Below are 10,683 nucleotides of genomic sequence, written 5' to 3' on the forward strand. Positions count from 1 at the left end.
AGAAATGCAATCAAGGCGACGAACAGTAGCCAATTGATAGCACTCCACCCGTGCAGCCGCAGCTGCCATTTGTCGTGTGTTGCGCTCCGCCTGTCACGTTGCAAGAACCCAGCCAGCCACCCTAGTGATTTGATTAGTTGTTTACAATCAATAGGTTAATGAATTTTCCTAGATTCGCATGGAGGATAATCCCCCACATTTGGGGATTTTCACCCCAAAAACATAAGTCCTTTATAAACAGCAAGATACGAATATTTATCAATGTAAATTATCAGGATTCCATCAGCCGGAAACTCAACGAAACCCGGGTGCCATGGCCTTCACTGCTGCTGAGCCGGACGCTGCCACCGAAGCGTTCCATGATGCGTTTCACCAACACCAGGCCCACGCCCAACCCACCCTGCTTGGTGGTGAAGAAAGGCCGGAAGGCCATGCGCTGCTGCTCTTCGTTCATGCCTTTGCCGTTGTCGGACAGGCGCAGGGTCAGGTTACGCCGGTCATGGCGCACCACCTCGACACGCAACCGCCCACCCTGCTCCATCGACTCCAGGGCGTTGGCGATCAGGCTGCTGAAAATCTGCCGCAGTAACACCGGGTGCCCCAGCACCTGCACCGCCGGTAACGGTTGCAGGTCCAGGCTCACGCCGCCACGCGCCAGCAGCACCGCGTAGGTCTGCAGGCTTTCCTGCAATGCCAGCGGCAAATCCACCGCCACTGCCTCATCGTTGAGCGGGCGCAATGACTGCAACATCTGGCGGATCCACTGCGACATGCGGTCGACCTGGCTGATGATGTCGTTGACATTGCGCTGCGCCGGGCCGTCGTCGAACGCCTGGGCCAGCTCGGCACTGGAACGGATGCTGGCCAGCGGGTTGCGCAGGCTGTGGGCTACCGCCGAGGACACCTCGCCCAGTGCCACGTAGGTTTCGTTGCTGATCAGCCGCTTCTGCTGCACCGACAGCAGGCGCGCGGCGCGGTGCATGATGCCGTACAGGCCGACGTAGACCAGCCCGGCACCGACGGTGATCGCCAGCCAGATCAGGATCAGGCCATGCTCGATGCGCACGATCAGGTCATGGGGCTCCTTGTAGATCTCGACCATCGCCGTGACCTGCTCGCCATCGGCATCGAACAGCGGAATGTAGTTCTCGATGAACAACTGCTCGGGTGGGATGATGAACTTCTGCTCGGCGCGGGCCTGTTCGAAGTTGTGGTAGCTGGCCGAGACTCGCATCTTGTATTCGAAGGCCTTCTCCAGATCCTGGTCGCCTTCGATCAGCTTGCCGACCAGCGCCGGGTTGCTGGACCAGATCACCGTACGGTCCGGGGCATAGATGTTGGCCAGCAGCATGTCGGGCAGGTGGGCGATGTGGTCGAGAAACTCGCCACGCGCCCTGCGCCGGGCGTCCGGGTCGACATCGAGCAGGTTGGCGCGGTCGATGCGCGGGTCGAGCAGTTCACCCATGGTGCGCACATTGGGGATCGACACATGGCGCACTTCGGCATCGGCGATGGAGGTAATGAATTGCGCGGTGAGCAAGGCATCGCGCTCGATGCTCTCGTCGATGATGAAACGGCTGGAAATCAACCCCAGCCCGAGCGCTACCGAGAGGATGATGGCCAGGCTGACCCAGGCGTACCAGCGCAGCAGGTTGAACGGCTTGCGTGGGGTGGCCAGTTCGTTACCGGCGGGTACTTCAATAGCGTCGGAACGAGGGGCGATGTCCATGGCGGACTCCACAACTGGGCACCTTCAGAAGGTTATAGCCCAGAGTTGGGGAAACCATCGGGTCAGCTTGGTGGCATCCGCCGAAGGGTATTGTTTTGTTTCCGGTATTGAACGCACCTGCCTTGCAAAAATCCAGATGCTGACACGGTCCCTGTGGGAGCGGCTTTAGCCGCGAACACCGGCGCAGCCGGTGCCATGCACCGCGTTGGATTCTTCGCGGCTAAAGCCGCTCCCACAGGGGCCGCATTAGCTTCGAATGGGGCTACAGAGGCTAATCACCCGTCAATCCCTGCAACCTGCGGTACTCCCGCAGCACATTCGGTACATAGCGCCGGGTCTCGGCAAACGGCGGTACCGCACCACGGCGCAGCACAGCTTCGGGGCCGGCGTTGTAGGCCGCCACGGCCAGGGTGATGTCATTGTCGAACAAGTTGAGCATGCGCTTGAGGTAGCGGGCCCCGCCCTGCACGTTGTCTTCCGGGTCCAGGCGGTTTTCCACGCCCATCTCGCGGGCGGTATCCGGCATCAGTTGCATCAGCCCCACCGCGCCCGCCGGTGAGCGGGCCTTGGGGTTGTAGCCGGACTCGGCCTTGATCACCGCATGCAGCAACGCCGGGGGTACGTCGTGGGTACGCGCCGCGGCGGCGACCAGCTTGGCGTAGGGGCGGCCAGTGATGAGCTGCGCGTTGGCCGGGCCGGCCTGGGCCTTCGGCTCGCTGATCACCGTTTCATAGAGGCGCCCGGGTCGATGGACGTTGGTCAGTATGTAGCTGCCTTTGGCGTCGATGGAAATGTACACATCGGCCTGGGCAGCACCTGCCACCAGCCAGATCAAACCGAGAATGAGTCCACGCATGTCGGTCGCCTCTTCGTGGTACCCCCAAATTTGGGGGATATACCCCGGAAAACCCGAGGTCGATGACCACGACGCAAGCACTGTGCCGCTTTGCGTACCGCATGGTGCAAGGCGCCAGCGCAGGCGTGCACGGCTGTTGCATGGAGCCTGCAAAAGCTTGTCCCCATGCAGCGGAGGGCTTCACCATGCAGCGCAGAACCAACCCTCAACGTGGCTTCACCCTGCTCGAACTCCTGGTGGTGCTGGTGGTGCTCGGCCTGTTGGCCGGTATCGTCGCGCCCAAGTACTTCAGCCAGCTCGGCCGCTCCGAGGCCAAGGTGGCGCGGGCGCAGATAGAGGGGCTGAGCAAGGCCCTGGACCTGTACCGCCTCGAAGTCGGCCACTACCCCAGCAGTGAGCAAGGCCTGCAGGCCCTGGTGATCGCCCCCAGTGGCGAAGCGCGCTGGACCGGCCCATACCTGCAGAAGGCCGTGCCGCAAGACCCGTGGGGCCGCGCGTACATCTACCGGCAACCCGGCGAGAACGGCGGCGAGTACGACCTGCTGTCGATGGGCAAGGACGGCCAGCCCGGTGGCGACGGGGAAAACGCCGAAATCACCAGTTGGCAGTAGGGAGAACGGCCATGCGCTACAGCCTCAAGGCCCTGGGCAGGCAGGGCGTGGTGCAGTTGCAGATCGACGCCGAGGACGCCGACCAGGCCCGCCGCCAGGCCGAGGACCAGGGCCTGCGCGTGCTCAGCCTGCGTGGCCACGGCGGCGCCTTGCGCGGCATGGCCTGGCGCCGCGAAGCAAGCTTTGACCTGGTGCTGTTCAGCCAGGAACTTTCGACCCTGCTCAACGCCGGCCTGCCGCTGATCGACGCGCTGGAGAGCCTGGCGGAAAAGGCCCCCGCAGCGGCAACGCGCAAAGTGCTCGCCGAACTGGTCCGCCAACTGTACGAAGGCCGCTCGCTGTCCCAGGCCCTGGGCCAGCAGCCACGGGTATTCCCGCCGCTGTACGTGGCGCTGGTGCAATCCAGCGAGCGTACCGGCGCGCTCGGCGACGCCCTCGCCCGCTACATCAGCTACCGCCAGCGCCTGGACCTGGTACGGCAGAAGCTGGTGGGCGCCTCGGTGTACCCGTTGCTGCTATTGCTGGTGGGTGGTGGCGTGGTGCTGTTCCTGCTTGGCTACGTGGTGCCGCGTTTCAGCCAGGTATTCGAGGGCATGGGCACCGAGTTGCCCTGGCTGTCTCGGCTGCTGATGCAGATCGGCCTGTTCCTGCATGCCCAGCAATTGCCACTGGCGTTGGGCACCCTCGGCGTGGTCATGGCGCTGTGGCTGCTGCGCCGCCAGCCACGGGTGCGGCGCTGGGCGGCCTGCCAGCTGCGGCGCCTGCCGGCACTGCACCAACGCCTGATGATGTACGAACTGGCGCGCTTCTACCGCTCGTTGGGCATCCTGCTGCAAGGCGGTATCCCCATCCTCACCGCCATGGGCATGGCCCGCGGCCTGCTCGGCAGCGCGGCGGCCCAGGGCCTGGAGCACGCCAGCCAGCGGGTTGGCGAAGGGTTGCCGCTGTCCGACGCGCTGGAGGCCGGGCAACTGGTCACGCCGGTATCGCTGCGCCTGCTACGGGCCGGCGAGCAGTCCGGCAACCTGGGCGAGATGCTGGAGCGCTGCGCCGACTTCCATGACCAGGAAATCGGCCGCTGGGTGGAATGGTTCGTCAAGCTGTTCGAACCACTGCTGATGACCTTCATCGGCCTGCTGATCGGCCTGATCGTGATCCTGATGTACATGCCGATCTTCGAACTGGCCTCGAGCATTCACTGAATGGCCAGGCCCAGGCTTTCACGCAGGGTGGTGCCCTCGTAGGCAGTGCGGTATACCCCGCGTTCCTGCAGCAGCGGCACCACTTGCTCGGTAAAGCGGCGGAACTGCCCGGGGTGGCCGATATAGATGTTGAAACCATCCAGCGCCCGCGCCTCGAACCACTCGGCCATTCTGGCCGCTACCGTTGCCGGCGAACCGACGAAGGCCCCCGGCCGCAACTGGCGACCGAACTCTACCGCCTGGCGCAAGCTCAAGCCCTGCTCCCGTGCCTGGTCGGCAATGCGCCTGGCGTTGGTGAAGAAGCTGCTGCGCGCGTGCTCCAGGCTTTCTTGCGGGAATGGCGCATCGAGGTCGTACTGGCTGAAGTCGTGCCAGCCGAAGTTGCGCCCGAACTCCTTGAGCGCCAGCTCGAAGCTGTGGTCCTGCTGGTGGTAATGGCGCTCGATCTCGCGGGCGTGTTCGTCGGTGTCGCCGACATAGATCTCCGCCCCGGGCAATACCAGCAACTGCTCGGGGTCACGCCCCAGCCGCGCGGCGCGGCCTTTCACATCACGGTAGAACGCCTGGCCCTGCTCGATGCTGGCGGCGTGGGTGAAGATAACATCCGCGGTGGCGGCCCCAAGGTCACGCCCCTGCTGCGAATCGCCGGCCTGGAAGATGACCGGCTGGCCCTGTGGCGAGCGCTGGATGTTCAACGGCCCCACCACCGAGAAGTGCTCGCCCTTGTGGTTCAGGGCATGCATCCGGCTGGGGTCGAGGAACTGCCCGGTGGCCCGGTTGCGCGGGAAGGCGCCGTCTTCATAGGAACGCCACAGGCCCTGCACCACCGCGACGTGCTCCTGGGCGCGGGCATAGCGGGTGTCGTAGTCGTAGTGCTCGTCGCGGCCATAGTTGCCGGCGGTGCCGGCGTCGCCACTGGTGACCACGTTCCAGCCGGCGCGGCCCTTGCTGATCAGGTCCAGCGAGGCAAGGCGGCGGGCGACGTTGAAGGGTTCGTTGTAGGAAGTGGTCAGGGTGCCGACCAGGCCGATGTGGCGTGTGCTTACCGCCAGCGCCGAAAGCAGGGTCAGCGGCTCCAGGCGGTTGAGGTAATGGGACGGCGAGCCGGGGGTGATGTACTGGCTGTCGACGATGAACATCAGGTCGAACAACGCCGCCTCGGCCTGGCGGGCGATGTCGATGTACCAGTCGATATTGACGCTGGCGTCGGCAGGCAGCTCCGGGTCGAGCCACAGGTTGTGCCGGCCAGGGCCGCCGCAGCCCATGGTCAGGGCACCGAGCTTGATCTTGCGGGTGGTCATGGGTATTCCTCGGAAATGGTGGTGGCTGGTCCGGCCTCTTCGCGGGTAAACCCGCTCCCACAGGAATTGCGCAGTATTCGAGTGCTGCACTGCCCCCTGTGGGAGCGGGTTTACCCGCGAAAGGGCCGGTACAGGCGTAATCAGTGCTCGAACGCCGCCGCGAACGAGGTATCGAACAGGCTGGCCGCCGGGTAGGCCTTGATCAGCCCCAGCCCGGCAAAGAAGTCCACGGTCTTCTGCGCCTCCACGATCACCTGCGGGTTCAGTGCCGCCACATCGGTACGCGCCCTGGCAAACCAGGCCCGGGCGATGTCGCGGTCGGCACGGGTGCGCCTGGCCCAGGCATCGGCATACGCCTCGGTGTGGGCGGGGTCGCTCAGGGTCCAGTCACGGGCCTTCTTCAGGCGCTGGAGAAAATCACTGATCTGCGCCCGCTTGGCCTCCACCGCCTTGGCATTGGCCACCACGAAGCTCTGCGCCGGGATCAGCCCTTCGGCCGTGGCCAGCACCCGGGCGCCTTGGCGCTCCTGCTGGGTGACATAGGGTTCCCAGGTGGCGATCACATCCACCGAACCACCATCCAGGGCATGCGACGCATCCAGGGCGCTGAGGTAGCGCAGCTCCAGGGCGTCACGCGGCACCGCTGCCTTGTCCAGCGCGCTGAACAGCAGTTGCTGGCTCCAGGAACCCTTCCAGATCGCCGCACGCTTGCCACGCAGGTCTTCGAGGCGGTGAATGTTCGAGTCCTTGCGTGCCAGGATGGCCACGCCCTCCAGGTTCTGCCGGCTGACCGCAATCACCTTGATCGGCGCACCCAGCGCACCGAGGAACAACGGCGGCGCATCGCCCAGCAGGCCGATGTCCAGGCTGCCCACGTTCAGCGCCTCGGCCACCGGCGAGCCGGCGGTGAACTGCTTCCATTCCAGGGTATAGGGCAGGTCGTCGAGCACGCCGGCCGCTTCCATCACGGCGCGGGCATTGAAGCTCTGGTCGCCAACCACCAGGGTTTGCGCGGCGGCCGCCAGGCTGAGGGAGCTGGCCAGCACACCGGCGGCCAATTGCTTGAGGTATCGCACGTTCGTCTCCAGGTACCGTCGAGGTACATAAGGCCGATCCGCGCGTGCGGTCTCGTGGGGTAATCGCGGGCTTGCTGTTCGTTGCGCCCATTTCAAAACAGATCAGCCAAGCTGTAAATGCATTTTTTGCATATTAGCTTATGAATATTTTTACTTTTAAGAATACTCACCGCATTTGCTAGAGTTTAACCAAACCGTCAGCCGAGCCTGAACCATGAGCCAACCCCTGCGCCTCGAGCGCCTGCGCCACTTCATCGACGCACTTTCGCAACTGCTGGACCGGGAAACCGACGAAGCCACCCTCCTCGACCAGGGCCAGGGCCTGCTGCGCAGCCTGGTCGCCCATGACGACTGGCTGCCCGAGGCGCTGGCGCAGCCGGACCCGGCCCGTTACCAGCAATACCTGCTGCATTGCGATTCGCGCCAGCGCTTTTCCATCGTCAGTTTCGTCTGGGGGCCAGGCCAGCAGACGCCGATCCACGACCACCGGGTGTGGGGCCTGATCGGCATGTTGCGCGGCGCCGAATACTCGCAAGGCTTTGTCCGTAGCGAGCACGGTACGTTGCTGCCGGCAGGCGAGCCGGTGCGCATCGACCCCGGCCACGTGGAGGCCGTATCGCCGCGCATCGGTGATATTCACCAGGTCAGCAACGCCTTCGCCGACCAGGTGTCGATCAGCATTCACGTGTATGGCGCCAACATCGGCGCCGTCAGCCGTGCCGTGTACCTGCCCGACGGCAGCGAGAAACCGTTCATTTCCGGCTATTCCAACACCCTTCTGCCCAATATCTGGGACCTGTCCAAAGAGAACCCTGCCCCATGAGTACCGTAGCCACCCGCGCCTTCCACGACATTCGTCGGGCATTGCTGGCCCATGAAGAACTGGCGCTGATCGATGTACGCGAGGAAGACCCGTTCGCCCAGGCACACCCGTTGTTCGCCGCCAACATTCCGTTGTCGAAACTGGAGCTGGAGGTGTTTGCCCGGGTCCCCCGGCGCGACACCGCCATCACCCTGTATGACGACGGCGAAGGCCTGGCGGCCCAGGCCGGCCAGCGTCTGACGGCACTGGGCTACAGCGATGTGGCACTGCTCGAAGGTGGCCTGGCCGGCTGGCGCGCAGCAGGCGGCGAACTGTTCCGCGACGTCAACGTGCCAAGCAAGGCCTTTGGCGAACTGGTGGAAAGCGTGCGCCACACCCCATCGCTGGCAGCCGAACAGGTGCAAGCGCTGCTGGATGCCAAGGCCGATGTGGTGGTGCTCGACGCCCGCCGCTTCGACGAATACCAGACCATGAGCATCCCGGGTGGCATCAGCGTCCCGGGTGCCGAACTGGTACTGCGGGTGGCCGAGCTGGCGCCCGACCCTGCCACCCAGGTGATCGTCAATTGCGCCGGGCGCACCCGCAGCATCATCGGCACCCAGTCGCTGGTCAACGCCGGCATCCCCAACCCGGTGGCGGCCCTGCGCAACGGCACCATTGGCTGGACCCTGGCCGGGCAAACCCTGGCCCACGGCCAGCAACGGCGTTTCGCCGAGGTTACCGACAGCACCCGTGCCGATGCCGCACAGCGCGCGCGCAGCGTGGCCGACCGCGCCGGCGTGGCCCGCCTGGAACCCGAAGGCCTGGCCGCCTGGCAGGCTGATACCAGCCGCACCACCTACCTGTTCGACGTGCGCACGCCCGAGGAATACGCCCAGGGCCACCTGCCGGCCAGCCGCAGCGTGCCGGGCGGGCAGCTGGTGCAGGAAACCGACCATGTCGCCAGCGTACGCGGGGCGCGCATCGTGCTGGTGGACGATGACGGCGTGCGGGCCAACATGAGCGCTTCGTGGCTGGCGCAGATGGGCTGGCAGGTGGCAGTGCTGGACGGTTTGTCAGCGGCGGACTTCAGTGCAGCCGGCGAGTGGCAGGCGCCGCAGCCGGTGTTGCCAGCGGTGACCGAAATCGGTGTCGAGGAACTGGATGACTGGCTGCAAGCGCCAGGCACCGTGCTGCTGGACTTCACCAGCAGTGCCAACTATGTGAAACGGCACATTCCAGGCGCTTACTGGGCGATTCGCGCGCAGTTGCCACAGGTGCTGGAGCGCTTGCCGATAGCCGAGCGCTATGTGCTGACCTGCGGCAGCAGCCTGTTGGCGCGCTTTGCGGCGCTGGACTTGCAGGCACTGACGCAAACCCCGGTGTACGTGCTGGACGGCGGAACGGCGCGCTGGATTGCGGCGGGCAAGGCGCTGGAGAGCGGCGAAACGCGCTTGGCCGTGGCGCGTACCGACCGTTATCGCCGGCCTTATGAAGGGACGGACAACCCGCACGAGGCGATGCAGGGGTATCTGGACTGGGAGTTCGGCTTGATTGCCCAGTTGGAGCGCGATGGCACCCATGGGTTCCGCGTATCGAGCTGAGATTGCCGGGGGCGCGTTGCGCCCCTTTCGCGACACAAGGCCGCTCCTACAGGGGAACGCGTAAGCTGTAGGAGCGGCCTTGTGTCGCGATGGGCTGCAACGCAGCCCCAGAAATCCCAACCATGCCGCAAATCGATGAACGACTCACACATATCATTCATCGTGATAATAACCTTCGCCCCGTTCGATTCGTGCATCACGCGCAAGACACTCACACTCCGCCCACTACTAATACATTGGCGGAGTTCTCCATGGAACAATCACTCAAACCCTTGCGCTTCCCCCTCGCTGCCCTGGCAGTGGTGGTGATCAGCGCTTGCGGTCGAACCCCCGACGCCGTGCAGGCTCCCGCCGCGCCGAAGGTCAGTGTGGCCAAGGTGATCGAGCAACCGATCAACGAATGGGACGAGTTCACCGGCCGTCTCGAAGCCCCGGAAACCGTCGAGGTTCGCCCGCGGGTCTCCGGCCAGATCGACCTGGTGGCCTTCACTGAAGGCGCCCAGGTCAAGATAGGCGACCTGCTGTTCCAGATCGACCCACGCCCGTTCCAGGCAGACGTCCGCCGCCTCGAAGCCCAGCTACAGCAAGCCAAGGCCACCGCCATCCGCAGCGCCAACGAAGCCCGCCGTGGCGAACGCCTGCGTGACAGCAACGCCATTTCCGCAGAACTGGCCGAATCGCGTAGCAGCGCCGCCGCCGAAGCCCGCGCCGGGGTCGACGCGATCCAGGCCCAGCTCGACCTGGCACGCCTGAACCTCAGCTTCACCCGTGTCACCGCGCCCATCAGCGGCCGCGTCAGCCGCGCCCAGTTCACCGCCGGCAACATCGTTACCGCCGATGTCACCCCGCTGACCAGCGTGGTCTCCACCGACAAGGTCTACGCCTACTTCGACGCCGACGAGCGCGTTTACCTCAAGTACACCCAGCTGGCCCGCGAAGGCCAGCGCGGCCAGAGCACCCCGGTGTACCTGGGCCTGACCAACGAAACCGGCAACCCGCACCTGGGCCAGATGAACTTCGTCGACAACCAGGTCAACCCGCGCACCGGCACCATCCGGGGCCGTGCCGTGTTCGACAACAGCGACGGCCAGTTCACCCCAGGCCTGTATGCACGCCTGAAGCTGGTGGGCAGCGCCCAGTACCAGGCCGTGCTGATCAACGACGAAGCCGTGGGCACCGACCTTGGCAAGAAGTTCGTGCTGGTCATGGACAAGGACAACAAGGCCGCCTACCGCGCCGTGGAGCTGGGGCCGAAGCTGGAAGGCCTGCGCATCGTGCGCAGCGGCCTGGGCAAGGACGACCGCATCGTGGTCAAGGGCCTGCAGCGTGTGCGCCCTGGCTCACCGGTCACCCCGGAAGAGACACCGATGGCCAGCGAACAGACCCTCGCCGCCCTCGCCCAGCAGCGCCAGGCCCTGGAGGCCAGCAACCCGGCGCCGAAGGTGGCGGGCAACAACGTGAAAGTCGCCAGCGCCCAGGCGCCACGCGGTTAAGGGACCACA

General features: G+C 65.0%; 9 protein-coding genes. 5 read left to right on the forward strand and 4 right to left on the reverse strand.

All coding sequences use genetic code 11. The features are described from left to right. Positions 1 to 271: 271 nt before the first annotated feature. Positions 272 to 1,729, reverse strand: coding sequence for a sensor histidine kinase (locus tag CAG46_RS11370; RefSeq protein WP_085615500.1), 1,458 nt, complete (start codon positions 1,727 to 1,729; stop codon positions 272 to 274). Between the two features lie 271 nt (positions 1,730 to 2,000). After that, complete coding sequence (locus tag CAG46_RS11375) at positions 2,001 to 2,585, reverse strand: lytic transglycosylase domain-containing protein (RefSeq protein WP_023662492.1); 585 nt, start codon at positions 2,583 to 2,585, stop codon at positions 2,001 to 2,003. A gap of 185 nt (positions 2,586 to 2,770) precedes the next feature. Between CAG46_RS11375 and gspG the strand changes: the two genes are divergently transcribed. Then, positions 2,771 to 3,196, forward strand: a complete 426-nt coding sequence (gene gspG, locus CAG46_RS11380; RefSeq protein ID WP_025339317.1) for a type II secretion system major pseudopilin GspG — start codon at positions 2,771 to 2,773, stop codon at positions 3,194 to 3,196. A gap of 11 nt (positions 3,197 to 3,207) precedes the next feature. Continuing rightward, positions 3,208 to 4,398, forward strand: coding sequence for a type II secretion system F family protein (locus CAG46_RS11385; protein WP_085615498.1), 1,191 nt, complete (start codon positions 3,208 to 3,210; stop codon positions 4,396 to 4,398). Here the strand turns inward: CAG46_RS11385 and CAG46_RS11390 are convergent. Both CAG46_RS11390 and CAG46_RS11395 read right to left on the reverse strand, forming a co-directional pair. Beyond that, a complete protein-coding gene (locus tag CAG46_RS11390) occupies positions 4,392 to 5,699 on the reverse strand; it encodes an LLM class flavin-dependent oxidoreductase (RefSeq protein WP_025339319.1) in 1,308 nt (435 codons plus the stop codon). The two genes, CAG46_RS11385 and CAG46_RS11390, sit on opposite strands and share 7 nt — an antisense overlap. A 140-nt stretch (positions 5,700 to 5,839) precedes the next feature. After that, positions 5,840 to 6,775 (reverse strand): ABC transporter substrate-binding protein, encoded by a 936-nt coding sequence (locus CAG46_RS11395; RefSeq protein WP_025339320.1) that lies wholly within the window; start codon positions 6,773 to 6,775, stop codon positions 5,840 to 5,842. Positions 6,776 to 6,989: 214 nt separating this feature from the next. Between CAG46_RS11395 and CAG46_RS11400 the strand changes: the two genes are divergently transcribed. The 3 genes from CAG46_RS11400 (at position 6,990) to mexE (ending at position 10,674) form a co-directional block, all read left to right on the forward strand. After that, positions 6,990 to 7,598 (forward strand): cysteine dioxygenase, encoded by a 609-nt coding sequence (locus tag CAG46_RS11400; RefSeq protein WP_075045352.1) that lies wholly within the window; start codon positions 6,990 to 6,992, stop codon positions 7,596 to 7,598. Next, complete coding sequence (locus tag CAG46_RS11405) at positions 7,595 to 9,181, forward strand: rhodanese-related sulfurtransferase (RefSeq protein ID WP_085615496.1); 1,587 nt, start codon at positions 7,595 to 7,597, stop codon at positions 9,179 to 9,181. Before CAG46_RS11400 ends, CAG46_RS11405 begins: the two co-directional genes overlap by 4 nt. Before the next feature lie 251 nt (positions 9,182 to 9,432). Then, complete coding sequence (gene mexE / locus CAG46_RS11410) at positions 9,433 to 10,674, forward strand: multidrug efflux RND transporter periplasmic adaptor subunit MexE (RefSeq protein ID WP_085615494.1); 1,242 nt, start codon at positions 9,433 to 9,435, stop codon at positions 10,672 to 10,674. The last annotated feature ends 9 nt before the right edge of the window (positions 10,675 to 10,683 follow it).

Source organism: Pseudomonas sp. B23(2017), assembly GCF_002113725.1.
Classification (GTDB): domain Bacteria; phylum Pseudomonadota; class Gammaproteobacteria; order Pseudomonadales; family Pseudomonadaceae; genus Aquipseudomonas; species Aquipseudomonas putida_Z.

What these genes read in the sequence shown, in the direction of transcription:
- CAG46_RS11370 (WP_085615500.1), bottom strand. Translation starts at nt 1,729, where the DNA reads ATGGACATCGCCCCTCGTTCCGACGCTATTGAAGTACCCGCCGGTAAC.
- CAG46_RS11385 (WP_085615498.1), top strand. Translation starts at nt 3,208, where the DNA reads ATGCGCTACAGCCTCAAGGCCCTGGGCAGGCAGGGCGTGGTGCAGTTG.
- mexE (WP_085615494.1), top strand. Translation starts at nt 9,433, where the DNA reads ATGGAACAATCACTCAAACCCTTGCGCTTCCCCCTCGCTGCCCTGGCA.
- CAG46_RS11405 (WP_085615496.1), top strand. Translation starts at nt 7,595, where the DNA reads ATGAGTACCGTAGCCACCCGCGCCTTCCACGACATTCGTCGGGCATTG.
- CAG46_RS11375 (WP_023662492.1), bottom strand. Translation starts at nt 2,585, where the DNA reads ATGCGTGGACTCATTCTCGGTTTGATCTGGCTGGTGGCAGGTGCTGCC.
- CAG46_RS11390 (WP_025339319.1), bottom strand. Translation starts at nt 5,699, where the DNA reads ATGACCACCCGCAAGATCAAGCTCGGTGCCCTGACCATGGGCTGCGGC.
- gspG (WP_025339317.1), top strand. Translation starts at nt 2,771, where the DNA reads ATGCAGCGCAGAACCAACCCTCAACGTGGCTTCACCCTGCTCGAACTC.
- CAG46_RS11400 (WP_075045352.1), top strand. Translation starts at nt 6,990, where the DNA reads ATGAGCCAACCCCTGCGCCTCGAGCGCCTGCGCCACTTCATCGACGCA.